Raw genomic sequence first — 24792 nt, 5'->3', positions numbered from 1 at the left:
CAATCGCCTGCTCCCGTGCCGCATGTTCATGAACCCGATCCCCATGCGGGTCATGTTCACGAGCCCGATCCCCATGCGGGACATGCAAATGAAATTGATGCGGAATTGGTGAGTCTCAGGCAAATCACCCTTTCTCCCCAAGCCCAAAAACTGGCGGAAGTCGTGCTTGCGCCTGTGCGACGACTTGATGCCGAGGTGGAAGTTCGCCTGACAGGCAAAGTGCAGGCTGACGAAACGCGACTTGCCTACATTACGGCCTGGGCGCCTGGCCGCATCGACGAGCTTTCGATTAATTTTACGGGGGTCGCGGTGCAAAGAGGAGAATCGACAGCTACTCTCTACAGTCCGGAGCTGATCACCGCTCAGGCTGAATTGATTCAAGCAGTGAACGCGGCGCGGCTTCAAAGCGAGCGGGGTATGCAGCAAACCAGAGTGTTGGCCGAACGGACGGAGCAAGCGGCACGGGAGAAGCTTCGACGATTGGGGATGAGCTCCCGGCAGATCGAGCAGATCATTGAACATGGCATTCCTCAGGAGCATATGGTCCTCCATGCGCCCGTTTCGGGGATCGTCACTGAAATGAACGCTCGACAGGGCATGTACGTGGACACGGGAACACGGTTGTTCACCATCGCCGATCTTTCCGTCGTCTGGGTTGTGCTGCAAGCCTTTGAATCGGACTTGCCCTGGATTCAGGTCGGGCAGCAGGTTGATTTCATGGTCGAAGCTCTACCGGGCGAGACGTTCCAGGGTGAGGTGGTCTTTATCGACCCGGTGGTGGAGCCGCGGACTCGTACAGTGGGGGTGCGGTTGAACGTGCCCAACCCGGACCAGCGTCTTAAACCGGAGATGTACGTGACAGCCGTACAGCGCTTTCAGCCGGACGAGGTACAGGAAGAAGCTCCCTTGGTGATACCTGTTTCAGCTCCATTGCTGACCGGTCGCCGGGCTGTGGTCTACGTGGCGTTGCCGGAGCGTCCGGGCGTGTACATGGGGCGGGAGGTGGTGCTTGGTTCCCGGGCCGGGAATCATTTCATCGTACTTCGCGGACTCGAGGAAGGAGAACTGGTGGTCGCCCGGGGTGCGTTCAAGATTGATTCGGCCGTGCAGGTCAATGCGCAACCCTCAATGATGACTCCGGAGCCAGGTGCCGGAGCAGCGCACGATCATGACCACGGACCGATCCCTGATCCGCGGGAGATCCCCGACGACGCCCCGACCACGGTCATGGCGGTTCCTTCGGAATTCGCCCGGCAGTTGCCGATACTGGATCAGGCGATTCATGGGATACATGCAGCCTTGGATACAGCGGACCTGGATCGAATCCGGGCAGCATTTCAAAACTTCGGTCGCCGTCTGGAGGATGTCGACGCCGCATCACTGAGAGGAACGCATGCCGCACTGGTCTGGAACGAGCTGGCCATGCTTTTGGGCAACGACGCCTATTTGGGCGGGGAAATTCGCGGATTGCGTGAAGCCGAACGCGTTATGCACACACTGGAGGAGCATCACGCAAGATTAACCGCCGTCTTCGTCTCCGAGGAAGCTCCCGAGGCGCCTCCCGTTTCCCCTCCTTTGCCTGCCCACGAGGAGGATCCTCATGCCGGCCACGAGCATTGATAATCCTAAAGGCGGGTTTCTGGGCAGAATCGTAGATTTTTGCCTGTTCAACAAGCTGGTGGTCGGAATTCTGTTCCTGTTCTTTATCAGCTGGGGGATAGCGGTCGCGCCTTTTGACTGGGAGATAGGGAACCTGCCGCGAAATCCGGTGCCCGTGGACGCGATTCCGGATATCGGCGAGAACCAACAGATCGTTTTCACGGAATGGATGGGGCGCTCGCCGCAGGATATCGAGGATCAGGTCACCTATCCCCTGACTGTTGCCCTGTTGGGCATTCCCGGAGTGGAGACGGTGCGTTCCAACTCCATGTTCGGTTTTTCCATCATTTATGTCCTCTTTTCCGAAGATGTCGAATTCTATTGGTCCCGCACCCGGGTATTGGAGAAACTGGCCAGCCTGCCGGCGGGGACCCTGCCGACAGGGGTGCAGCCCACCCTCGGACCGGACGCCACTCCTCTGGGGCAAGTCTTCTGGTACACCATTGAGGGGCGCGACGAGCAGGGAAACGTCACGGGGGGATGGGATCTCGACGAATTGCGCAGCGTTCAGGATTGGTATGTGCGGTATGCCTTGCTTTCCGCGGGAGGGGTGAGCGACGTTGGTTCCATCGGCGGATTCGTCAGGGAGTATCAGGTTGACGTCCATCCCGACGCCCTTCGCGCCTACGACGTTTCATTGGATGAAGTCGTCAATGCGGTGCGCATGTCCAACCTGGACGTGGGCGCCCGAACCATCGAGATCAACCGGGTCGAATACGTAATACGCGGCATCGGCTTCATCCGGACATTGTCCGACCTTGAAGATACGGTGATCACGGCGCGCGACGATCAGCCGGTCCTGCTCAGCGATGTGGCGCACGTGGCCCAGGGACCAGCCTTGCGCAGAGGGGTGATGGACAAGGGGGGAGCGGAAGTGGTCGGCGGAGTGGTCACGGTGCGCTACGGTGAAAATCCGCTGGAAGTCATCGGGAATATCAAGGCCAAGATCGAGGAGATCTCGCCGGGGCTGCCGAGCAAGATTTTGCCGGACGGCACGACGAGTACCCTGACCATCGTACCCTTTTACGATCGCACCGGACTGATTCTCGAAACTCTTGAAACTCTGCAGACGGCCCTGACCGAGCAGGTGCTGGTCACCGTGGCGGTGGTACTCCTCGCGATCATGCACCTGGCCAGCTCGTTGATTGTTTCCGCACTGCTGCCCATCGCCGTGCTCATGAGCTTCATCGCCATGAAACTGTTCAACGTGGACGCCAATGTGGTGGCTCTTGCAGGGATTGCCATTGCCATCGGGACCATGGTCGACATGGGCATCATCGTCAGCGAAAACATCCTCAGACATATGTCGGCGGCATCGCCGGGCGAGTCCCGAATCGTGATCATACGCCGGGCTACCGTGGAGGTCGGCGGAGCCATCACCACGGCCATGGCAACAACCATTGTCAGCTTCCTGCCCGTATTCACCATGACGGCCGCCGAGGGCAGGCTCTTCAAGCCCCTGGCCTTTACGAAAACCTTTGCGCTGGTGGCTTCCATCATCGTAGCGCTGGCCTTGATCCCTCCTCTTGCTCATCTGTTCTTCCGCCGGCGCGGCGAGGGCGGTTCCTGGTTCCTGCAGGCCTGGCTCCTGCCCCTGGTACTGGCGGTAGCCGGGGTCTTGGCGATAATCTTCGCTCCCTGGTGGCTGGGCGTGATTTTTCTGCTTTTTGCCGTCGGCAATTTTCTGCGGCACCGGCTTTCCGATCGCTGGGCGGCGGTTGTGCGGCGCATTGAGACCACGGTCCTGGCCATAGCGGTGATTCATGTTCTTGCGGCATTCTGGATGCCGCTTGGATCGGTGCCGGGGTCGGTGCGAAATTTCCTGTTCGTCGCCGTACTTATTTTTGGACTGCTCCTTATCTTCCTCTCCTTCCAATACTTCTATCCCAGGATGCTGCGTTGGTGTCTGAACCATAAGCCGCTTTTCCTCAGTTTGCCCTTGATGCTGGTCCTGCTTGGAATGATGGTCTGGCTGGGAGCAGGCACATTTGCATCGAGGCTTCCGCACCAGGTTCAGCAATGGCGGCCGGTTGCAGCTCTTGAGAATGCTTTTCCCGGTTTGGGAAGGGAATTCATGCCTCCCCTGGATGAAGGCTCATTTTTATTTATGCCCATGACCATGTCGCACGCGAGCATCGATGAAGTTCATGACGTGCTGCGAAAGCAGAATATCGCGATAACGGCCATTCCCGAGGTGGAGACGGTCGTGGGCAAGCTTGGTCGGGCTGAAACGCCGCTGGATCCCGCGCCCATATCCATGATCGAAACAATAATTAATTACCATCCGGAGTTCATGGTCGACGCACGGGGCAGGTTGCTCAGTTTTCGTCATGATCCGGACAGGTTGGATTATTTTCGAGATCCTTATGGGGAACCGGTGCCCGCGGGCGACGGCCTGCCCTATCTGGTGCGGGGCAAGTTCCTGCGAGATGATGAGGGCCGATTGGTGCCTGATGCTTCAGGCCGCCCTTTCAGGCTCTGGCGCCCGGGTCTGGACTCAGCATTGAATCCGGAGAGAGCCGCCTGGGCCGGTATTTCCAGGCCGCAGGACATCTGGGATCAGATTACAGCCCGCGCGGAAATGCCCGGGACAACCTCTGCTCCCTACCTGCAACCCATTGCCGCGCGCATCGTCATGCTCCAGTCCGGAATGCGCGCACCCATGGGAGTGAAGGTTTTCGGGCCGGATCAAGCCACCATCGAATCCGTGGGCCTGGAGATCGAGCGGTTGCTCAAGGAAGTGGATTCCATTCAGCCTGCCGCGGTCATCGCCGACCGGATCATCGGCAAACCCTATCTGGAAATCCGGATCGACCGACAGGCCCTGGCCCGCCACGGCATTATGCTCGCACAGGCTCAGAGGGTCATCGAGACGGCGGTGGGCGGCGATACCTTGACCATGACGGTGGAAGGCAGGGAACGTTATCCGGTTCGAGTTCGCTATAAGCGGGAGTTGCGGGATTCCGTGGAGGAATTGGAACGTATTCTGGTCGATGCGCCAGGGGGACGGCGGATACCGTTGAATCAGTTGGCGGACATCGTGTACGTCCGGGGTCCGCAGGTCATTCGCAGCGAGGATACGTTTCTGACGGGGTACGTGCTTTTCGACATGCGACCCGGCTTTGCCGAAGTGGAGGTGGTGGAAGCTGCCAGAGATCACCTTTTGAGCAAGATCGAGACCGGCGAATTCGTCCTTCCGGCAGGAGTGTCCTACACTTTTGCCGGTACCTATGAGAATCAGATCCGGGCCCAGCAGCGTCTGGCCGTGATTTTGCCCTTATCACTGCTGATCATCTTCATTATCCTGTTCCTGCAGTTCCGGTCGACGTTAACCACGTTCATGGTTTTTTCCGGCATCATCGTGGCTTGGGCCGGCGGATTCTTGATGATCTGGCTATACGGACAGCCGTGGTTCATGAACTTTGAGATCTTCGGCCAGAACCTGCGTCTTCTTTTTCAGATGAATCCGATCAACCTCTCCGTTGCCGTATGGGTGGGTTTTTTAGCCTTGTTCGGCATTGCCTCGGACAATGGGGTAGTTATGGCTACTTATCTGAACCAGGTCAGGGATGCACGGGACACAACAGACAAACATAAAATTCGCGAGGCCGTGATCGAAGGTGCGAGCCGTCGCATTCGACCGGCGATGATGACTTCGGCCACGACCATCCTCGCCTTGTTGCCCGTGCTCACCTCCACCGGACGAGGTTCGGACATCATGGTGCCCATGGCGATCCCTTCATTCGGAGGCATGCTCCTGGCCGTGCTCACCGTCTTCGTGGTGCCGACCCTCTACAGCCTGGTGGAGGAATCCAAGCTCAGATTTAGATGAAGGTAAATCTTACTGGGACCTAATGAGAATTCATTCTGAATCACAGATGGCCGGACAGCATTGTCATCCAAGTACCTACTGCCATTCGGGGCACATGAGTACGCGATCAGACACGGCTTGGCCGGTTCAGCTCGCGTGGAAGAATGATGGTGAAGGTCGCTCCTTTGCCCGGACCTCCGGAAACCAGGATATCTCCCCCAAGGTCGCGCAGGGATTTGCGACTGCTGGCCAGGGCGAGTCCCTGACCGCCCGGCTTGGTGGTGAAGAACGGGGTGAAGATTTTTTCCATATGTTTTTCGGCAATCCCCGGACCCTGATCACTGACTTCTATCCGGCAATCATCGGCTCCACGTTTGGTAGTCACAGTGATTTCCTTGTCCGCGGGAGTCGCTTCCAAAGCATTTTTGAGGATTTTGTTCAGAGCCCAGGCTACGGATTCCCTGTCGGTGGTGGCTGGACAACCTGAAACATCAACGTTTAGTCGGAAGCGGATTCCTCGAACCGCGGCATCCTGAGATAGGTTGTTCAGAGCTGTTTTGACAACCGCATTGAGGTCTCCGGCGTGCGTTACGGCATGGCGTTCGGGAATGAAATCCGAAAGCACGGTTGACAATGTTTCGGCGTGTTTCATTTCCGAATTGAATCGGCGTTCCAGTTCGGGGTCCTTGAAGCCGCCGGCTTTGTCGTGGATGTCCTGGATCGAATCCATGAGCCATTTCAGTTCCTGGCTCAACGTCCCGGCGGCCTGTCCCAGGGTTTCAAGTTTACCTGCCTCAATCAGTGCGGCTTGTTTACGGCGCTGGTTGTCTGAAAGCCTGCCGAGCAGGGCGGTCACGATAAGAAAGATTGCTACCTGGACACCCGCGGTCAACGGGTTCTGATGGTGAAATCCCGTGAAGACAAGACCGGCAATATAGATGGTGGAAACAGCCATGGCCACATACAATCCGCGTTTCAATCCGAACCAGAAGGCGGCAAGCAGCAGGGGGATAAAGTACAGTTCGCGGTGGATGGCGTGCAGGCCGAGGCCGCCGGCGATTTCTCCGAAATGCAGTATGGAAACGGCCAGGATTGAAGATGCCACCACCAGCCAATGTCTGAATCCGCCATGTCGCGTGTTCATGAGATGCTCCTGATAAAGTAAATGTTCGGATGAACATACTTTTTCATATATCCCGAGTTTCGCGTGTCAATGGAAACACTGTCCGCCGGGACTACACGTCCAGCCAGCTGGTTCCGGCGGAACCCGTCTGATTGGCGCCATGGGTTGCTAGGGGTCGCAATGGAATAGAGGGGGCCGTGCAGCTGTGAATGAGAGATTCCAGCTCCAACTCGGCTCATTTTTGTCTGGAGAAAGGGGGCCACTTTACCAGCTGCGTGATGCTGAACTTGTTGAAGGGCTGAAAAGGATGAAGGAGTGACGAGGAAGGGCTCCGGAAGGAAATTCATATTCCCATTGGGGTTGATAATGCAAACAGCCAGACAGGATCTCGATTCACCCAAAGACCAAAAAGTAGGTCATGGCCATCATCAGCGGGAGCAGCCTTCCTTGGGGCTGCAGACAAAGTTCTTGATCGGCACTTCCTTGATTCTTTTGTTTTTTTGTCTTGGTGGGGCTTTGGGCCTTTACGTTTACGAACGTCGTCAGCTTATGGACAAGGCCTATGCCGAGTCGGAACTGTTCATGTCCGCGGTGGAAGCCAGCAGGGCGTATGTGCGCGAGGAACTGCGGCCGGTGATGTTCGAATTGCTGGGTGACGACTATTTCCTGCGCGAGGCCATGTCCACCTCATATGTGGCGCGGGCGTTCGCGGATCGTCTTTCTCCGGCTCTGCCCCACATTGAGTATCGTCGGACTTCAATCAATGCCCGCAACCCGAAATATGAATCACGAGAATTTGAAGTGGAGATGATTGCCTACTTCCGGGAGCATCCCGGTGAACGGGAGTGGCAGGGGATAATGGATGTGGTGGAGCAGCCTGAATATCGTCGCTTCAAGCCGGTTTATTTTCGACAGGAGTGTCTGCGCTGTCATGGCGATCCGGCACACGCGCCGCCGGAACTGATTGAGACCTACGGTTCCGTGGGAGGATTTGGTCGCAGTGCCGGGGAATTGGCCGGAGTGATCTCCGTGGGCATACCCGTGGACACTGCCTTGAGCCAGTTGAAGGAGCGGGCTGTATCCGGTTTCCTTATTATTTTTGCGACCTTGTTTTTCATCTTTATTGCCCTGGGCGTTCTTTTCAACAAGCTGGTCGTTTCCTCTCTGCGGGACTTGCTGGTCTCTTTTCAGAAATCGTCGGGCCGTCAACAGGAAGAGCCGCCTCAAGATGAGTTGAGTCTGCTTGGCGTCAGCTTCAATTCGATGGTGGAAGAACTGCATGCTTCCAGAGAAAAATTACAATCATGGAATGCAACCCTTGAACTGGAGGTGGACCGGGTCAGGCAACAACTGGAAACGGCTCAGGAGCAGTTGGTTCACACGGAAAAGATGGCCGCCTTGGGCCGGATGACCACCAATGTGACCCATGCCATCAGAAATCCACTGACTGCCGCGGGAGGTTTTGCCCGGCGTCTGGAAACGGTTGCCCAAAGTGAGCAAGAACGCCGTTATGCCGGTATTATTCTGGCTGAATTGCATCGGCTGGAAAGAATGTTGAAGGAATTGCTCATTTTTGCCCGGGACAGAGCTCCTCTCTCCGCGGGCCAATCCCTGGCCGACGTGCTCCAGGGTGTCCTGGATCGTTATCGTTCCCAAATCGGTGCGCGCGGAATTGATATGCATGTGAGCATCTCGCCGCTCCCCTTGATATCGATGAATGCGGAACAGATCGCGATCGTCCTGAATCAGCTGCTGGACAACGCCCTGGAAGCATTGCCCGACGGAGGCCGGCTGAGCGTTAGTGCGCAGGCGGTTGTAAAGGAAAATCGCCGGTGGATGGAGCTTGTTGTCGCGGATAATGGGCCGGGCGTGTCGGAGGACATGGCCGACGTCCTGTTTGAGCCTTTCACCACGGGAAAAGATCTTGGCTCCGGACTGGGGCTGCCCATTTGCAAAAAAATCATCGAGGAGCATGGCGGGTTCATTCAGTTTTACAGCAAACCCGGACAGGGGGCACGCTTTCACCTCTTTTTTCCCGTGGATTCGTCGTAGTCTGGAATTGTGGGAAATCACAGCGCGAATTTCCAAAATTGTCTACGATACCAAAACTGTTCGTCCGTTTGATCAAGATCAGAATCATTCTGCGATCTGTTTGGGCATATAATCCGGGGGCCATTTGCCGCTCCCCACCTTCATGTTCTCCAAAGGTTTTCCTGTACAAACAGCCCCGTCGCTTTACTTGTACTTTTGAGGTGTCTTGCCGGCGGGTCCTTGCGATGGACCATTTGAACAATGAATAGTTACTCACAAGGAACACTGATGAGGAACGCGTTGCGAATCATTTGGGTGATGGCGTTTTTGTTTATCCTGACGGGATGCGCGAGCGTGCCCGCGGATCGTGGCGCCGGAAGCGTGGCGGCAATGGCCGTCGAGCGTCGCGGTCATCTTCCGGAGTTGTCCCCTGACGTTTTCGAACGCCCCCAACTTCAGGGTGAAACTTTGACCAGGGCCGATACCGTCCGGCTCGCCGTGACGCACAACCCGGAACTGCGCAAACTTTACGCCGACCTGGGCATCGCTTCCGCGGACGTGCTGCAGGCCGGACGGCTCAGCAATCCCAATTTTTCCGCCTCCATCATGACTTCCAGCGAATCCGGGATGGCAAATCAACTGACGTTCGGCTTGGCTCAGAATTTTGCCGATCTGCTCCTGATGCCGTCACGTCGACGGATATCCGAAGGACAGCTGGAGCGGACAAAGACGGAAGTCGCCGCCGCGATTCTGGACTTGATCGCCCGCACGGAAGCGGCCTTCTACAGACTGGCCGCCGCACGGGAGATCGCCCGGTTGCGGGAGTTACAGGAAAGGGCGTCCGGGTTGTCCTCTGAACTTGCCGGACGATTCAGGGAGGCCGGAAATATTTCAGCACTGGCGCTGCATCTGGAGCAGGCAGCGGCGTCCGAGGCCCGCCTGGCCGCGGTGGACGCCAGGATGCTGGTGGAAGAGGCGCGTTTTGAACTGAACCGCCTGATGGGATTGCATGCCTCGGAGGCTGTCTGGTCCGTGGAGCAGGGGCTGGCCCTGCCGGTGGTTGCGGAGGACGATCCCAACGAGATTTTGATACTGGCCCATGAGCAACGGCTGGAACTGGTCTCGGTGCGACGGGAATTGGATCTGCTGGCCGAGGGCGTGACCCTGGCCCGAAGGTATCGGTATATCGGAGAGGCGGAACTCGGAGTCGAATTTGAGCGCGAGACGGATCGCAGTCGCCTGTTCGGTCCGTTCATCTCCTTATCCCTGCCGTTGTTCAACCAGAATCAGGGGGCAATTTTGCGATCCGATGCACGCCTGGAGGCCGGGCTGGCAAGGCTGGACGCCCTGGAAATCGCGACCGGCAACGAGGTCTATCTGGCCCACCAGCGGGTGCTCGGCGCACGAGAAAAGGTGTTCGAATACCGGGATGTCCTGGTTCCAAGCCGGGTCGACATCGTGGAGCGGACGCAGGAGCGGGTCAATTTCATGCTGGACGATGTCTTTGACCTGATCCGCGCCAAGCAGCAGGAGTACGATGCCTATCATGGCTATGTTGAAGCCGTGCGGGACTATTGGATCGCCAGGACCGAGCTGGCGCGGCTGGTCGGAACCGAATTGCCCAGCGGGCTGCGCTTCAAGAAGGAGTTGATCCGGCTTCCGGAGTTGATCGATCCGGATGAAGCGGCGGAACACGATCACTCCGAACACGACCACGACGAGCCGGACCATGAGCACCATGCGCCGGAACCAGAAAATCACGAGCATCACCACCACGGAGGACATTAAGATGGTTTCCCGACGCAATTTTCTCGTGGGCGCGGGAGCGGGCGCTTTGGCCCATGCCCTGATCGGCGCCAAACCGGTTTCCGCTGACATGGGACATCATGAACATGATGGACACGTCATGGGTCAGACAGGGTCGCGCGGGCAGCGCAACAGGCACGCGCGCGTGCACACTCCCAACGGCTGGACCCTGCCCTTCCGGATGAACAACGGCGTCAAGGAGTTTCACCTGGTGGCCGAGAAGATCGACCACGAATTCGCTCCGGGCTGCTGGGCCCACTGCTGGGGGTACAACGGCACGACGCCCGGTCCGACCATCGAGGCGGTGGAAGGCGACCATGTGCGCATCTACGTGACCAACCTTCTTGGGGAGCCGACATCCGTGCACTGGCATGGATTCAAGCTGCCCAGCGGCATGGACGGCGTGGGCGGCCTGACTCAGCCGCACATCGAACCCGGAGAGACCTTTGCCTACGAATTCACCCTGCGGCAGCACGGTACCCAGATGTATCATCCGCATGTGGACGAGATGGTCCAAATGGCCATGGGCATGATGGGCATGTTCGTCATCCATCCCCGGGATCCCGCGGATGCTCCGGTGGATCGGGACTTTGTCCTCCTTTTGCACAACTGGGCGCTCCATCCGGGCACCTATCGCCCCGACCCCTCGGTGATGGTGGATTTCGACCTTTGGACCATCAACAGCAAGGTCTTTCCGGCAACGGCGCCCATGGTGGCCCGCACGGGAGAACGGGTGCGCATCCGGATGGGCAACCTGTCCATGTGGAACCATCCCATGCATCTGCATGGCGTGCATTTTCTGGTCACGGGCAGCGACGGCGGACGGTGGCCGCGCAATTTATGGCGCTCGGAAGCCACGGAGATCGTCGGCGTGGGCCAGACCCGGGATATTGAATTCACCGCCGTGCCCGGAGACTGGGCTTTTCATTGCCACATGGCCCATCACACCATGAATCCCATGGCCCATGAAATCGCCAACACCATTGGCGTGGATCAGAGCGGCATCGAGGAACGCATCCGTCAAATCCTGCCGGGCTACATGGCCATGGGCCGTCACGGCATGGCCGATCACCAGGATCACACCGATGCCGGGCACATGCCCGGGCCGGAAAACACCTTGCCCATGTTCATGGGCAAGGGCCCCTTCGGCAATATCGCCATGGGCGGAATGATGAGCATCATGAAGGTTCGGGATGAACTTGGCCCCGACGAATACGGCGATCCCGGCTGGTACGATCATCCGCCGGGAACGGTGGCCTACAAGGTGAGCAGCGATCCCTCCTTCGGCAACCCGGTCCGGATGAAGTCAGAGACCGGCCCCGCGAAGCCCGCGGACCAGGACCACCACGGAAATGGACACGATCACGGGGAGCACTGAGCCGCGAAGTCCCGCAGCAGCGTCACTTCAGGAAGTCCTTCGAGGCCTGAATCCGGGCGCTGCCCAACATTTCCAATAAGACCGAACCTGATCCGGGCTAAGGCGAGACATGATCGCAGCGCCTGAGCACATGATCCGCGAAATGAACCGAGGCATCCAGACTGCAGGCTTCCAGCAGTCCCCGGAAGCCGCCGAACGCGGAGACCTCGAAAATCATCGGGCCGTCCTCGGTTTCCATGATGTCCACGCAGGTAAAATCCAGCTCGAACAGATCCTGGGCCCGCCAGGCCAGATCGATGATCTCCCGGCTCGGTGCGTAGGGCTTGTATTTGCCCCCGCTGGAGGTGGAGGTGTTCCAGGCCCCGTTGCTTTGCCGGGCGTAGGTGCCGAGATATTCGCCGCCGAGAAAGACAATGCCCAGGTCCTTGCCCGGGGTGGTGAGCATCTTCTGCACGTACATCACCGGGTTGCCTCGGCTCTGGAAGCGGGAGATCCGCTCCCGACATGCGGCCCCGGCTTCGATCACCTCCATGCCCCGAGCCTTGGAGGTATAGAGCGGTTTGAACACGGCGCGTCCGAAATCCGCGACGGCCTGTTCCGCCTGTTCCGGGCTCTCGGTGATCACGGTGGGGGGCATGGGCATGTCTCCGGCACGTAGCTTCACGGTGCAACTCAACCGGTTCAGGGCCGTCAGAATCGCGCAGGGCTTTGAAAAAACCGGAGTCCCGTTTCGGTTCAGCAATTCCAACATGCTCAACCGATCCTGCATGTCCGGCGAATAGGCCGGCCCGATCTTCTTCACGGTCAGGGCGTCGAACCGGGAAAGATCCTGGCCGTCGAACCACAATGCGCCGGTTTCCAGATTCATGTGCACCCGGGACATGTCCACGACGCACCGAAATCCGGTTTTGGCCGCGAAGGCGTCCGCCAGCTTTTCCGTGGACCAGGAACCGGGATTGCCGATAACTGCAATACGTTTCATGTACCGTCCTTACGTTGGGGATGATGCCTTGGCAGTGTGTTGAAAAGCCAGATTCCACGAGTTGTTAAAAAGACCGGAACTGCAGGATCTGCACCGGGACCTGGAACCGCTCCCAGGGCCGGCCGCGATAGGCCAGGATCTTTTCCGCGAGATACACGCCCCGGGCGAACATGCCGGCCGCGAACTCCGCGTTCAGTTCAAACCGGGCGGAGGTGATGAACGAGCGGATCAGACCCAGGGCCAGCCGGATCTCGAAGGTCGCGTCATGATGTTCCTTGGCAAACTGGCGGGCGAACTGCAGGAAACGCAGCCCCACCTGATTCAAATTGTTCCGTACGGCGCCCTCGAAAATCGGGATCCGGAAGTTGGAGACCAGGAACACCGACACGTCCTGGACATAATCATCCAGCTTGGAGCGGTGTACATCGATGTAATGCACCCGTTGCTCCTTCTGATTGTAAATGATGTTGTTGATGTTGTAGTCCCCGTGGGTGAAGACCGTGAACGGCGCGGTCAGCTCCCGCTCCACCTCGGCCAGCTCGGCCAGCAGTTCCTCCGTGGCCGGCAACTCCAGACCGCAGAAATGGGTTCGGGGAGTGTTCAGTTCCGGATGGGCCACGAACACGTCCTCCAGTCTTGAAAACAATTGGCTGGTGAAAGCGCAGGGCTTGCTGCCCTTGCGCAGAGTGTTCTGCCAGATCATTGCCGCGGTTTCCTGAACCAGGAAGAAGGCGTTTTCCAACTGCTCCGGATCGTCGTTGAACACGATTTCCTGGAAAGTGCATCCGGTTAAGAATTCCAGCAGGATCGAAGCGTTGTCCATGCTCTCCTGGAAACCGAACACCTTGGGGGTCAGACCCGGAAAGATGGTTTCCCATTGCTGGATGTTCGCCTTTTCCTGAAGAATCTTCTTGAGCTTGCCCTCCTTGAAGATGACCCCGGTGGCGTTGCTTTGGGCCCCGTTGGTAACCTTGCCGATCCGACACCCGGACCGGGTGCCCCAGATGGACTCAAAGTCCACGTCGCGCATGCGCAGATCGAAGTCGAGGTTGTCCAGGGACTCGCGCAGGGCCTGGTACTGGTTGATCTTCAGTTTCTCGCCGACCACGGAAAAGATCACCGCCTCGCCGATGTTCAGCAGGGAGTCGCCCATGCGTTCCAGATAGCGGAAGATGAACAGGGTGGTGATCAGGTTGTGGGTTTCCTTGCCGGACTGCAACTGGGCGATGATTCTGTCGAATTTATGCTTGTACAGCTTGTCCAGAACGAATTCCGCCCGGCAGATGCGCAAGGCCAGGGAAAGATCGCGGTGAAACAGGGAGCGGACCACGATGTCCAGAGCCCCGAGGATCTGGCGGAAAAAAGGGCGGTACTCGAACTGATCCAGGAAGCGGTGATCGGAGATGTATCGCAGCTGCCGGGCGATATCCACGGAAAAGTCGCTGATTCGCTCCAGGTTGTTGCTGATGATGTTCACCGCCCGGATGAAGTCGATCCCGGTTTTGTCCAGATGCGCCTGACTGTGCAGCCTGGAGAAGCAGGTATTCTCGATCACGCTCTTGAAGTTGTCGATGTAGTCGTCCCGGGAGGCAATCTTCTCGATGATCGAGTTGTCGGGCCTGATCAGCACCTTGAGCGTGTCGTCCACCTGTTTGGACACTTCCAGAACCATGAACTGGATTTTCTGCTCCAGTCCCTCTAAGGAATGCATGTTGCCCTATCCTTTGGCCTGGGAATCAATAACCAGCGGCCCGTCCACAAACATGCTGCTTTCCGAGGCCTGCTCCCAGCGGAAGCGCAGGGTCATTTTTACTTCTCCGTCTGTTTTCATGGTCTCGATATCGAACTTGATCAGGCTTTGCGGCTCCAGGACCAAGCGTTTGTCTTTCCAGGAGAACTGGAGTTTGCCGTTCTGAAACCCATCGCTCAACGCGTTGAGATACTTGCCGATGGATTCCCGGTCTTGCAGGGATTCGTGCCGAAATTTTTCTTCCGCCATTGCTGTGCTCACTTCAGGTTAGGGTTCTGAAACCAGGGTCATGGCCTCAGCCGTCCAGCCGGGCCTTGTATTCCTCGATGACCCGGGCCCGGCCGGCGTTGCCCACGATCAGGCTTTTCCGGACGGAAAGATCGTCCCAGGGCGGCTGCACCCCGATGTCCCGGTAGTACTTGCCGGCTTCGGCATGGCTGGGATCCTTGATCTTCTCGCTCATGTGGGTGTCGTCGCCCATGAACACCAGCAGGGAACGCTGCCCCGCGTTGCGGGTCTTGTTCTGGCGGTGGATCACGTTGATCAGAAAATCCGTGTACTCCTGGGACTGGGGATTCCAGACCTCGTAGCCGTCCACGTCATAGTCCGCCAAAAGAATCGGCCAGAACTGCTCGGGATGCGGTACCACCACGCCGCCGCCCAAGGCCCGTGCCTCCTCGATGAACTCCGAGGTCTTGTAGAAATAGGTCAGGCTGAAGTTCTCCTTGGCCATGCTTTTCACGCTCTTCAGGAAGAGTTGCGTCCGGTGAACCAGGGATGCCGGAAAGAGATGCCGTTGGGCGTCGATGAATTCCCGGACCAGCTTGTTCTTGATCATGTCCCGGGGAATGGTCTGTTCGTGTTCCTCCAAAAGCAACTGCAGCTTCTTGGCCTGGATCCGGGCGAAGCGGACCACTTCCTCGTCCACGCCGGTTTCCTCGGAAGCCAATTGCAGGTAGTCCTCGTACTTGATGTTGGTGACCATATCCAAAAAGGCGTAGAGCTGGCTGGACCGATAGCGAAAGGTATGGTCCAGCATGGCCTTGAACACGTCCGCGGATTCCAGCCTGCTGGTCCGGAAGTGCAAGAGCAGCTGTACCTTGCGCTGGAACTCGTGGGAATAGCAGTCCACTTCCACCCCTGAATAGTCCCCGTACTCCATGAGTACGTTGTGCTGGGTGGGGATGATCAGTTCATGGACCTTGTTGGGATAGGTGGCCTCAATGCGCTGGGAGATCAGGTCCATGGGGATGAATTCCGGGTGCCAGTGAATGGCCAGCACGTCTTCCTGCCTGGGCTGGACCCGCAGCGGCGTGACCACCCGTTGGATCTGCTCCGGACTGAGGCCCTGGTTGATGATGCTTCTGAAATGTTTTTCGTCCGCTTCGGTCAACTGGGGCGGAAACTCCATTTCCTTGACCTGCGCCGCGGACTCGTCTCCCCGGACGATTTCCATGTTCCTGCCTTGAGCAGACAATATCATTCCCTCCATCTCCAGCTCCGTGTTCATCAATCCACCCACAACGCCTTCACCCGGCCGCCCCTTCATCCCTCGGAGGCGCGGCTCCAGCCTTGCAGTCCCCGCGCCGGATTCGGCACGTCAATCGTACTTCTTGTGACATTGGGTTTTCAGTGAGTTCAAGGAATGCGCGGCCTGATAGGCCGCGTCCAGGTCCCGTACGCGCACGGCTTCCTGGAATACGGCCACGGCTTCGGAATAGGCCGGATAGAACTCGTCGCCCTTGCCGGGGTAACGGACCATCAAAGCCGAATCCTGAATGAAACCGTCGATGTCGGACTGGGCCGGCCAGGTGTTATCGTGCAGCGCGTACATGATGTTCTTGAAGGACTTCCTCATCCGCTTTTTCAAGGAACCATAACTGTCGCTCGGTATTGCGGTCTCGGACAATTCTGTTTCGATCTTTGCCGGGCCATCGTCTTCTTTCCCGGGGATGACCATGCACCGTGCTCCGGAGGCGATTTTCAGCTTGACCTCGGCCATGCCCGCCGCGTTGCGGATGGCGAGGTTGATCTTCTGGACATCTTTCCAGTCAACTTCGACATTTTCCAGCCGCAGCCGTCCATGCACCATGGCGTCGGCCATGGTGCGCAGCATTTCCGCCAGTTGCTCCTGGGTGCAGGTCAAATTCAGTTTGTCTTCCCGTTCCATGCCGTCTCCTGTTGTTGCAATCATGTGCGAGAACTGCGTCACGGCCCGCGATGACGTTGAGCCTTCAATTTTTTCGAACAGTTTCAGGTCGCCAGTGTCCAACCATAAATATCATGCCGGTATTTCCGCGACAAGACGAATAAACAAGGCAGCTATTCAACACATCTCACAGTTAGAGCAACCATGCCACAAGGTGAACATCGTTAGCTGGTCCTACAGCAGCGTCACTCCCAGAAAGTCTTTCGCCTGCTGCAAATCCTGCCGGTTCGTCCTGGAAAGGAGTTCTTCCTCCCATCGGTATAGAGATCGGTAGAGCGCCTTGAAGAAGTTCGCTGAAAGATCGGGCGACTTGGATACGAGATTCAGAAAGTGCTTTTGCGGCAGTACCAGGCAGAGCGTTGGTTCGACAGCCTGCAGCGAAAAAAGGCGCTTGGTCTGGGCCACCAGGGACAAAGCACCGATGAAGGCCCCTGTTTCCAGCACTCGCAGGACGACTTGCCGTTCGTCTTCATCGCGGATGACCCGGGCGGCGCCGCTCAACAAGCAATAGGCCTGGGTGTCCAGATCTCCCTGGGTAAAAATATAGTCGTCCGGCCGATATCTGATCCGTTTGCAGAGATAGGCCAGGGCCTTCAGGGGCTGCAGGCCCAGTTCCGAGAAAAATGAGATATTGCGCAAGGCATTCAGGTTCTGATCGAATTCGGTTTCGCTGCTATTGACGACCGTGGACGAGTTCATGGAACACTCCCTTTTTCTTGATTAATTCTTCATAACTCCCCAGTTCGACCAATTTTCCGGACTTGAGGACGCCGATCCGATCGTACCCTTTGAGAATATCCAGGCGGTGAACCACGGCGATGACCGTGCTCTTTGTCTTGAACTTGCTCTCCAGCAGGTTCTGGATGCGGGTCTGGGACGCGTTGTCCAGGGCCGCGGTGGCTTCGTCCAGGATCAGGATCGGCGGATTTTTCAAAAAGACGCGGGCCAGGGCCGTTTTCTGGCGTTGTCCGCCGGAGAGACGGTCGCCCTGGCTGCCGACGTTGAATTGCAGCCCGTACTCGATGATGCGGTCCAGGACATCCTCGATGATCAACACCTGCATGATGCGTTTCTTGATCCGGTCTTCCGCGCCGGCAATTTCAGGCCTGATCACTCCGAACAGAATGTTGTCCAGGATGGATTCGGAGGCGATGTAGGAGTCCAGGCGATAAAAAGTGAATGCGCCGGGGGCGTTCTCCTCGGCCCATTTCTTAAAGGCGGCTCGGCTGCTCACGATGCGGCGCCTGAGATCCGATGAAATCCTGCCCATGGCGTTGGAGCTGGAGATAAAGCCCAGGGCAAGTTTGAGCAGCTTCGCCCGATCGTTTTCATCAAATTTGGCGAAATCATACTCCGGGACTCTGGAAACAAGCAGGGCGTACTCATCAAAATCATCGGCGGGAATCGGCGAGTCGGCAAAGAGTTCCATTCCGCCGCCCAAGGTGTTGATCACGTCCACGTTGCGGGAAGCAATGGCATGTCCCAAGGCATCCAACGGCTCAAGCAACTCCTGGGTTTTCAGGAAACGGCGAAACGACGCGTTAGCGTGCAGTGTCTCCGAAGTGAGTCCGGGAGTCGCGGAAGAGCCGAAGATCAGGTTCTGGGCCAAAGTCGCGCCGTGAACATAATGTTGCGGGTCAAAGAACTCGACGTCCTCGACCAAATCCTCCCCGGCGTTTTGCCGGAGCATCTGGCGGGCGTGCAGGATGTGGCCGGCCAGTTCCTGATCTTTTTCAGGATCAAGCGTTCCCCGGAATCCGAAGCTGAGCACATCCAGGTACAATCCTACCTGCTGAATGACTTCAATGATCCGGTCCAGGCTTGGTGTTCCGGACATCCCGGGACAGGTCTTGCCTTGCAGGCGTTGCGCTTCGCAGGAATAGAGCAGGTTGTCCTGGAGGGTGCCCTCGAAAATAAACGGATGCTGCGCGACCATGCCCATGTTAACGGCCATGTCCGCCTTGGTCAGCCGGTTCAGTTCCCGGCCGTCGATCTTCAGGGAGCCGCTGGTGTAGTTGAAGATCTGGGCCATGCACAGGGCCAGGGTCGATTTTCCCGACCCGGAAAAGCCGACCAAGGCCAGGAGTTCTCCGGGCTGGACGGAGAGGTTGATTCTGTCCAGAAGCTTGATGTTCCCGTCCACCATGTATCCGACAGCCTGGGCGTCGATTTGGCCATGCATTTCATGCAGCGACCGGTCGACCGGACTGAACAGGTATTCCGGCTCAATGTCATAGTAGCTCATGATCTGGGAATAGCGCACCGTGCTGTCCTGGTAGGTCTGGTAGTACTCCATCAGTTCCTTCCAGGGATCATAGAGCTTTTCATAGGAGGACAGGAAGGCCACCAGGGCGCCGATGTCCAGCTGACCCTGAATCGCCAGATAGCCGCCGACCAGGAAAAGAATGAACGGCCCCAGGCTTTGAAAGAAATTGTTGTAGAACTTGATGCCGTATTTGAAGGCGTACATGGTCAGAGTGTTCTTGTAGAGCAGGTCGAGTTTCTTCCCGAACTTGTCGTCCTCGAGCTTGTAGCTGGCATTGGCGTGAATTTCCTGTACGCCGCCGATGGATTCGCCGATGGTTCCGCTGACCGATTGGGTGGAGGCCATCCGGCGCCGGTTGGCCGCGTTCATTTTGCGTTGCAGCCAGGGGAGAATGATGAGTTCGGTGGGATACAGCAGCAGGCTGAGTCCGGCCAAGAGGGGATTGAGGTAGAACATGAACCCGGCAATGGCCAGAAATGTCAGGATGTTCACCAATGGCGTTGAAAAGGCCTGGCCGATGAAGTCGCCCACGGGGTTGAGTTCGGTGACCATGGAGTTGATCACCGTGCCCGGCGGGGTCTTGCGAAAGAATGGAAGCGGCAGGGAGATGATGTGGTTGAAAAGATCGCGGCGAATGGTCTTGAGGGTTTGCTGGCCGATGTAGGACTGGATCAGGTTGATGGCGTACTTGAGAATCCCCCCCAGGACCACGATGGCGATGTACAGCCCGGAATAGAACAGCAGAAGGTCCACGTCGCGCATGCCGATGGCGTCGTTGATGATGTTTTTCTGCAATTCCAGCGGCAGAACCCGGGAGGCCACGGTGATGAGGATGATCACCACCAAAAGAATTTGCAGCTTGAGATGGCGATGAAACACCCAGGAAAACAGGGTGCGTTTTGTAACCTGAAGAGGCGGTTTCATGATCCGCGATCCATGTTGTGCGGGATTGGATTCAGCGTGATGTCACGTGCATGCCGTTGATTGCCGGGAGTTCCCACCCGGAGACCTTGCGTTGAAGTCATGCCTTGCATAGGATTGCAGACAATGCAGCAAAAGGAAAGAAAGGCAATGATCCGGAGAAGCTACAAATTAACCAACTCCCAGGGCACTATGGCCGGACTGGTCGCATCGCTCCGCAATCTGGGCTCGGAACAAGGATGGTCCGACAAGTGCGTGTACCAAATTACCCTCGCCTTGGACGAAATCATCACCAATATTTTGCAGTACGGATATCAGTCGGCGGAGGGGTATGAGATCGATGTGGCGGTGGAAATAACTGGGCAACAAGCCAGGCTTGAGGTCCGTGACAATGCCCGGCCGTTCAACCCCATTGGGGACGTATCGGAGCCGGAATTGGACAAGCCCCTGCTGGAACGGAAGCGATGTGTGGGAGGCATGGGCGTGCATCTCGTCAGATCCATTATGAACTCGATAGCCTATCGATATGAAAACGGGCGGAATATCTTGACCATGGAAAAGGATCTGGGCAGCCTTTGCAATGCTGAAAAATGTCATAACCCTGTTCGGGTGCCGGAACCGCAGGGTGGAGAATAACCAATGGAAATCAAAGAAAATAGCCGACGTGAAATCGTGGTGTTCACCCTGCAGGGCAGGCTGGACGGGAATGAGGCCCAGGCTTTTGAGGAGCGAGTGCTGATAAAACTGGATCAGGGTGCGACAAAGCTGGTTTTTGATTTCCATCAGTTGGACTACATCAACAGCTCCGGATTGCGCGTGTTGGTCATGACCTACCAGCGTCTGCAGGCCGCCAACGGTCGGATCGCGATTTGCGGGCTCAAGGATTACATCCAGGAGATTTTTGATATTTCCGGATACAATGAAATCTTTGCCATGTATGCGGACTGTGATGCGGCCTTGCGGGAATTGCAGGACAAGTGAGTGATCAAGAGCCGCGGGGCATCTTACGGTTCAGCGCCTTGACCACAACCAGGGTCAGATCATCCTTCAGCTCTCCGTCACTGAATGCGGAAGCGGATTTAACCACCTCCTCGACAATTTCTTGAGCCGATCCGGCGGCGTGGGCTCGGATGATTTGCCGCAGCCGATCCTTTCCGTACAATTCCACTTCCTGGTTTGTGGTTTCCCATATTCCATCGGTGCCCATGACGATGATTTCGTCCGGCAGGAATATATCGCGGGCGGACACCGGATAGGCGCTGTCCTGCCGGATGCCCAGCGGCAGGCCTGAACTGGGCAACTCGGTGAAGCTGTCCTTTGCCGGGCTGTACAGCAGGGCCGGATCATGGCCCGCGCCGGCCCAGCGCAGGCTGAACGACGAGGTGTCGATCATCAGGCAGAACAGGGTCATGAATCTGCCGGTGCCGTAATTGTCTTCCACGGTCATCTGGTTCACGTCAGCCATGACCTCGGACAGCGATCCGGGCAGCGCCGTTCGCAGGCGGATCATGGCGCGGACAGAAGCCATGATCAGGGCCGACCCGACGCCATGCCCGCTGACGTCCCCGATCAGCACGGAGAGCTGTTTCTCGTCCCTGGTGCGGAAATAGTCGAAATAATCTCCGGTAACGGCGTCCGTGGGGATGCTGATTCCGGCAATGTCCAGCCCGGGGATTTCCGGAGCGGAAAAAGGCAGCAGGTCTGCCTGGATCTGCCGGGCGACTTCCATGCCGTGGGTCATCTCCAAATGTTCCCGCAACCCCTCCAGCATTCGGTTGGTGTGGCCGGCGATGAAGCCCAGCTCGTCATTGGTCACGGCGGGAACATACCCGCTCAGGTCGCCTTTGCTGATCTGCTCCAGGACGGTGGTTTGGTTGTCCAACAGCAGTTTCAGGTTTTTTGCATACGAGACGGTCAGGTTGATGATCAACGCGAGAAGAACGCTCATGACGAAAAGAATTTCCACGATCACCGCGCGGACCAGAAAGAAAAGGTTTTCCTGCAACATGGCGCCCAGGGTCAGCCAACGCAGGTCGTTCACAATGATCAGGATCAACACGCCGGAGATCAGAAAGGCCATCAGGATCGTCAACTGAAGAAACCGGCGCGTGAGCGGGAACAGCTTGGCCGGGGGAGCGTGTCCGTAACCCAGGGCCTTGGCCTGGAGGATGACGCTTCGCTCCCGTTCCAGGGCCAGATCCACGGACTGGAACAGGCCCAGAGTCAGAAAGCCCAGGACCAGTTTCAGGCCGCTGTGCACAAATGGAAATTGCATGACCACCGTGCTGTACAGGGCGATGGTCATCCCGACCCCGACCAGCAGGGCAAGTTCGATCTGGAACTGGCGTCTGGAACGATCCAGCGGGGGAAGCGGATTAACGAAACGTCTGTTCAGGAACAACCGCAGCACGAAGGCGGTAGACAAGGGGACCAGGATCATCAGGCCGAGCTCCCAGACCGGGAGCGAGTCGATGAACGGTCAGACCTGTCCTCCGTAGAGAGTCATGACTGTCAACGCGAAAATATAGTGGACAAAGGCCCGGATGTTGCCGGAGAATTGCTCCGCGGGAGGAGGGGCCGGGTCAGGCCGCTGGTGCGTTTGCATGTTCGTTTCCTGATATGGCTGAAGTTGCGCTCAAAAACTTGCGGCAATCAAAGGGATAAATCCTGGGAGCGCCCGCACCCCGGTGCGGCAGCGGAGTAACGCACTCAGTGCCGAGTTCGGGCTGGAGCGTGGCCCCTGTATCTGGATCACGTCTCCGCCTGGTGGGAGCCGGAATCCAGGCGAATTGCAGGGCATTTCAAATACTGATCTTTTGAGTAGATACGGAAAATCTTGCTCATGGCATTCACTGCTAGAGTGAAGTTTTTATTTGCAAGTTGCAAGGAGGTCGACATGAAGGTAACGACCCTTATCCTTTCGGCATTTCTGTTGTTCTGCCCTGTCCAGGCCGGGGCTTTCAAAACCCTGGCCGGAATCGAGCTGGGCACGGAGATGGATTCCTATTGGGATTTACTGCACCAGGATACGGCAACCGAGTTGCCGGACGTCCTGTTCATGAAGGAAGTCAAGCTCAAACCCGGCGCCATTCCGGGGGTCCGTGGCGGTTCATTGAGCTATTCGGTCTGTGGTGATCAAAAGCTGGTGGCGCGCATGAAGCTGAAGTTCGTGGATCGCGATGAGCAGTTATTCAGGGATCTGGATCGATTGTACAGAGAACGTTGGGGCAGGCCGGACCAATGGGCGGGCGACCACTTCAGGACCATCCAGGCTTGGCTGTGGTTGCTGGGCGACGAGCAGGAGACGGTCGAAGTGATTCTGATGCACAGCAAACTCGATGACATGCGACCCGGTGTTTCCATCAAGATGACCCACCTCACCCTGTGGGAGGAAGAACGGGCGTGCTGGGAGCGCCAACTGGACCGGGAGAGCCCTCCACTCGATGCGGAAGCCATGCAAATCAGGAATCTGGAAGATTTTGTTCCCCATTGAAGCGGCAACCCGCTCGGCCGGCCATGCCTGATTCCTCCTTCGAGTTCGCCGAACAACTCGTTCCCTTGCACTGGAACGGTCTGATCCTGCAGGTGCCGCCGGACTGGACGCCCGCTGTGCTGGACGGCAGGTATCTTCTGGCCGAGGCTGGGGATGTGCCCGTCATGGAGGTTAAATGGCAGCCGATCCAGGGCCGCTTTTCCGTGGCTAAAACCATTCGCAAGCTGGCCAAGGGGGTGCAGGGTGCGGAACTGTTCATTGACGAAAAGGACGCGCAGACACCGCCTGTTCCGGAACAATGGACGGAAGCCGTAACCCGGCTTGAAGAGCGTGGGTTCCATGTGAAGCCAATCTTCTGGAGAGCATCGGATCTGCACGAGGATGCGAAACAATCGCCACATATTTCTGCCGGGCGAGGCGCGGTCGTCTATGATCCTGCTTCAAACATGGCTTGGCTGATCCAGTTCTATGAGACCGGAACAGGATCCATTAAAGAGGATGCCGCCAAGGTGCTGCTCAGTCTGCGTTCTCCTGAACCGCGCCAGTGGCTTCCCTGGCAGGTCTTTGGTATCCGCTTCCAGTCGCCGCCTTGGCTGGAGTTGATGCGCCATGCCTTTAATCCCGGCAGATATCGGCTGGAATTCAAAGGCAGGGGATGGCACAACGCAACCAGACTGGTTCTGGAACGGGTCGGTCCGGCCCGGGCCGTGCTTCGCGGAGCAGGCCTGCGGGAATGGGCCGAAAGTTATTATGCCAGAGAGCTTACTTCCATGAAGCCGGTGGAGGGAAGACCCCAGGTCGCCGAGGTCCGATGGCAGCAGTTGCCGGGCAGGGTTTTGCAGCGGGGGGGCAGGGCCTGCGTGCGGCTCTCCATGGATGGGCAAATGATTCTGGCCGTGTTTCTGCTCAACGCGCGGGTCGCGGAGCTGAATGCATTTCAGGAGATAGATCAAGCATATGGGATCGTTTGACGCGAAAGAAGGGACGCAGCGCCGTTCGGAGCCGAGAACCCGCCAGGAAGCATTGTCTCTGCGTCCCGTGCGCAACAAGGACGTGCTGGAGGAGAAACAGCCCAACGGCCTCATCCGCCTGAGCTATCCCCTCACCCTCAAACCTTGGTTCGGGAAGTGGGCCCAGAAGCTGGGCAAGTGGGACGGCAGGCCCATGACCAAAAAGCTGGAACTGGATGAGATGGGGGGGCTGGCCTGGAGCATGGTCAACGGCTCGCACACGGTCCGGGACATCATCGACGCCTTCATCGCCGAATACGGGCTGCAGCCCAAGGAGGCGGAATTATCCGTGACGGCATTCATCAAGGAACTGGGTCGCCGGGGGATTATCGGCCTGCGCTGAATTCCGGGAC

General features: G+C 57.5%; 20 protein-coding genes. 10 read left to right on the top strand and 10 right to left on the bottom strand.

The genetic code is table 11. The features are described 5' to 3' along the window. Positions 1–108: 108 nt before the first annotated feature. On the top strand, positions 109–1620 hold the full coding sequence (locus BLP93_RS02070) for an efflux RND transporter periplasmic adaptor subunit (RefSeq protein WP_161946164.1): 1512 nt from the start codon (positions 109–111) through the stop codon (positions 1618–1620). Then, entirely contained in the window at positions 1601–5491 is a 3891-nt protein-coding gene (locus tag BLP93_RS02065; protein WP_092116717.1) for an efflux RND transporter permease subunit, read from the top strand. The genes BLP93_RS02070 and BLP93_RS02065 overlap by 20 nt, the downstream gene beginning before the upstream one ends. A gap of 106 nt (positions 5492–5597) precedes the next feature. On the opposite strand, the gene BLP93_RS02060 is transcribed toward BLP93_RS02065, so the two are convergent. Next, positions 5598–6614 carry a sensor histidine kinase gene (locus BLP93_RS02060; protein ID WP_092116715.1) on the bottom strand — a complete coding sequence of 339 codons (1017 nt, stop codon included), beginning with the start codon at positions 6612–6614 and terminating at the stop codon, positions 5598–5600. Between the two features lie 345 nt (positions 6615–6959). On the opposite strand from BLP93_RS02060, the gene BLP93_RS02055 reads away from it, so the two are divergent. The 3 genes from BLP93_RS02055 to BLP93_RS02045 all read left to right on the top strand — a co-directional run bounded on the left by BLP93_RS02055 (position 6960) and on the right by BLP93_RS02045 (position 11808). Continuing rightward, a complete protein-coding gene (locus BLP93_RS02055) occupies positions 6960–8645 on the top strand; it encodes an ATP-binding protein (RefSeq protein WP_092116713.1) in 1686 nt (561 codons plus the stop codon). Between the two features lie 333 nt (positions 8646–8978). Further along, on the top strand, positions 8979–10412 hold the full coding sequence (locus BLP93_RS02050; RefSeq protein ID WP_161946163.1) for a TolC family protein: 1434 nt from the start codon (positions 8979–8981) through the stop codon (positions 10410–10412). Continuing rightward, positions 10354–11808: a multicopper oxidase family protein gene (locus BLP93_RS02045; protein WP_208596543.1), complete on the top strand. Its 1455-nt coding sequence runs from the start codon at positions 10354–10356 to the stop codon at positions 11806–11808. Before BLP93_RS02050 ends, BLP93_RS02045 begins: the two co-directional genes overlap by 59 nt. Positions 11809–11905: 97 nt before the next feature. On the opposite strand, the gene BLP93_RS02040 is transcribed toward BLP93_RS02045, so the two are convergent. The 7 genes from BLP93_RS02040 to BLP93_RS02010 all read right to left on the bottom strand — a co-directional run bounded on the left by BLP93_RS02040 (position 11906) and on the right by BLP93_RS02010 (position 19939). Further along, entirely contained in the window at positions 11906–12790 is an 885-nt protein-coding gene (locus BLP93_RS02040) for a GAK system ATP-grasp enzyme (protein WP_092116709.1), read from the bottom strand. 64 nt (positions 12791–12854) lie between these two features. Continuing rightward, on the bottom strand, positions 12855–14501 hold the full coding sequence (locus BLP93_RS02035; protein ID WP_092116708.1) for a phosphate signaling complex PhoU family protein: 1647 nt from the start codon (positions 14499–14501) through the stop codon (positions 12855–12857). Positions 14502–14507: 6 nt separating this feature from the next. Continuing rightward, on the bottom strand, positions 14508–14789 hold the full coding sequence (locus BLP93_RS02030; protein WP_092116706.1) for an amphi-Trp domain-containing protein: 282 nt from the start codon (positions 14787–14789) through the stop codon (positions 14508–14510). A gap of 46 nt (positions 14790–14835) precedes the next feature. Next, entirely contained in the window at positions 14836–16050 is a 1215-nt protein-coding gene (locus BLP93_RS02025) for a hypothetical protein (RefSeq protein WP_244148618.1), read from the bottom strand. 90 nt (positions 16051–16140) lie between these two features. Further along, positions 16141–16710 (bottom strand): GAK system XXXCH domain-containing protein, encoded by a 570-nt coding sequence (locus BLP93_RS02020; RefSeq protein ID WP_161946162.1) that lies wholly within the window; start codon positions 16708–16710, stop codon positions 16141–16143. A 213-nt stretch (positions 16711–16923) separates the two neighbouring features. Then, positions 16924–17448, bottom strand: a complete 525-nt coding sequence (locus BLP93_RS02015; RefSeq protein WP_092116702.1) for a Crp/Fnr family transcriptional regulator — start codon at positions 17446–17448, stop codon at positions 16924–16926. Further along, complete coding sequence (locus BLP93_RS02010; protein WP_092116700.1) at positions 17423–19939, bottom strand: ABC transporter ATP-binding protein/permease; 2517 nt, start codon at positions 19937–19939, stop codon at positions 17423–17425. Before BLP93_RS02010 ends, BLP93_RS02015 begins: the two co-directional genes overlap by 26 nt. Before the next feature lie 123 nt (positions 19940–20062). Between BLP93_RS02010 and BLP93_RS02005 the strand changes: the two genes are divergently transcribed. Both BLP93_RS02005 and BLP93_RS02000 read left to right on the top strand, forming a co-directional pair. Continuing rightward, on the top strand, positions 20063–20572 hold the full coding sequence (locus BLP93_RS02005) for an ATP-binding protein (RefSeq protein ID WP_161946161.1): 510 nt from the start codon (positions 20063–20065) through the stop codon (positions 20570–20572). Positions 20573–20575: 3 nt separating this feature from the next. Beyond that, complete coding sequence (locus tag BLP93_RS02000; protein WP_092116697.1) at positions 20576–20917, top strand: STAS domain-containing protein; 342 nt, start codon at positions 20576–20578, stop codon at positions 20915–20917. Between the two features lie 4 nt (positions 20918–20921). On the opposite strand, the gene BLP93_RS01995 is transcribed toward BLP93_RS02000, so the two are convergent. Both BLP93_RS01995 and BLP93_RS17510 read right to left on the bottom strand, forming a co-directional pair. Then, positions 20922–22409, bottom strand: coding sequence for a PP2C family protein-serine/threonine phosphatase (locus tag BLP93_RS01995; RefSeq protein ID WP_341844730.1), 1488 nt, complete (start codon positions 22407–22409; stop codon positions 20922–20924). A gap of 6 nt (positions 22410–22415) precedes the next feature. Next, positions 22416–22541, bottom strand: a complete 126-nt coding sequence (locus BLP93_RS17510) for a hypothetical protein (protein WP_279615049.1) — start codon at positions 22539–22541, stop codon at positions 22416–22418. A 291-nt stretch (positions 22542–22832) separates the two neighbouring features. Between BLP93_RS17510 and BLP93_RS01990 the strand changes: the two genes are divergently transcribed. The 3 genes from BLP93_RS01990 to BLP93_RS01980 are packed head-to-tail and all read left to right on the top strand — an operon-like array spanning position 22833 to position 24782. Next, positions 22833–23429: a hypothetical protein gene (locus tag BLP93_RS01990; RefSeq protein ID WP_092116693.1), complete on the top strand. Its 597-nt coding sequence runs from the start codon at positions 22833–22835 to the stop codon at positions 23427–23429. Between the two features lie 23 nt (positions 23430–23452). Further along, positions 23453–24400 (top strand): hypothetical protein, encoded by a 948-nt coding sequence (locus tag BLP93_RS01985; protein WP_139162889.1) that lies wholly within the window; start codon positions 23453–23455, stop codon positions 24398–24400. After that, positions 24387–24782: a PqqD family protein gene (locus tag BLP93_RS01980; RefSeq protein WP_092116689.1), complete on the top strand. Its 396-nt coding sequence runs from the start codon at positions 24387–24389 to the stop codon at positions 24780–24782. The genes BLP93_RS01985 and BLP93_RS01980 overlap by 14 nt, the downstream gene beginning before the upstream one ends. Positions 24783–24792 lie beyond the last annotated feature (10 nt).

This window comes from Desulfonatronum thiosulfatophilum (assembly GCF_900104215.1).
Classification (GTDB): Bacteria; Desulfobacterota; Desulfovibrionia; order Desulfovibrionales; family Desulfonatronaceae; genus Desulfonatronum; species Desulfonatronum thiosulfatophilum.
The sequence above is the reverse complement of the archived record's forward strand: the minus strand, read 5'-3'. Positions and strand labels throughout refer to the sequence as shown.

Bases quoted from the DNA above. Each gene is read 5' to 3' on its own strand.
- BLP93_RS02065 (WP_092116717.1), top strand. From the start codon at position 1,601: ATGCCGGCCACGAGCATTGATAATCCTAAAGGCGGGTTTCTGGGCAGA.
- BLP93_RS02060 (WP_092116715.1), bottom strand. From the start codon at position 6,614: ATGAACACGCGACATGGCGGATTCAGACATTGGCTGGTGGTGGCATCT.
- BLP93_RS02055 (WP_092116713.1), top strand. From the start codon at position 6,960: ATGCAAACAGCCAGACAGGATCTCGATTCACCCAAAGACCAAAAAGTA.
- BLP93_RS02045 (WP_208596543.1), top strand. From the start codon at position 10,354: ATGAGCACCATGCGCCGGAACCAGAAAATCACGAGCATCACCACCACG.
- BLP93_RS02040 (WP_092116709.1), bottom strand. From the start codon at position 12,790: ATGAAACGTATTGCAGTTATCGGCAATCCCGGTTCCTGGTCCACGGAA.
- BLP93_RS02035 (WP_092116708.1), bottom strand. From the start codon at position 14,501: ATGCATTCCTTAGAGGGACTGGAGCAGAAAATCCAGTTCATGGTTCTG.
- BLP93_RS02030 (WP_092116706.1), bottom strand. From the start codon at position 14,789: ATGGCGGAAGAAAAATTTCGGCACGAATCCCTGCAAGACCGGGAATCC.
- BLP93_RS02025 (WP_244148618.1), bottom strand. From the start codon at position 16,050: ATGAACACGGAGCTGGAGATGGAGGGAATGATATTGTCTGCTCAAGGC.
- BLP93_RS02020 (WP_161946162.1), bottom strand. From the start codon at position 16,710: ATGGAACGGGAAGACAAACTGAATTTGACCTGCACCCAGGAGCAACTG.
- BLP93_RS02015 (WP_092116702.1), bottom strand. From the start codon at position 17,448: ATGAACTCGTCCACGGTCGTCAATAGCAGCGAAACCGAATTCGATCAG.
- BLP93_RS02010 (WP_092116700.1), bottom strand. From the start codon at position 19,939: ATGAAACCGCCTCTTCAGGTTACAAAACGCACCCTGTTTTCCTGGGTG.
- BLP93_RS02005 (WP_161946161.1), top strand. From the start codon at position 20,063: ATGCAGCAAAAGGAAAGAAAGGCAATGATCCGGAGAAGCTACAAATTA.
- BLP93_RS02000 (WP_092116697.1), top strand. From the start codon at position 20,576: ATGGAAATCAAAGAAAATAGCCGACGTGAAATCGTGGTGTTCACCCTG.
- BLP93_RS17510 (WP_279615049.1), bottom strand. From the start codon at position 22,541: ATGCAAACGCACCAGCGGCCTGACCCGGCCCCTCCTCCCGCGGAGCAA.
- BLP93_RS01990 (WP_092116693.1), top strand. From the start codon at position 22,833: ATGAAGGTAACGACCCTTATCCTTTCGGCATTTCTGTTGTTCTGCCCT.
- BLP93_RS01985 (WP_139162889.1), top strand. From the start codon at position 23,453: ATGCCTGATTCCTCCTTCGAGTTCGCCGAACAACTCGTTCCCTTGCAC.
- BLP93_RS01980 (WP_092116689.1), top strand. From the start codon at position 24,387: ATGGGATCGTTTGACGCGAAAGAAGGGACGCAGCGCCGTTCGGAGCCG.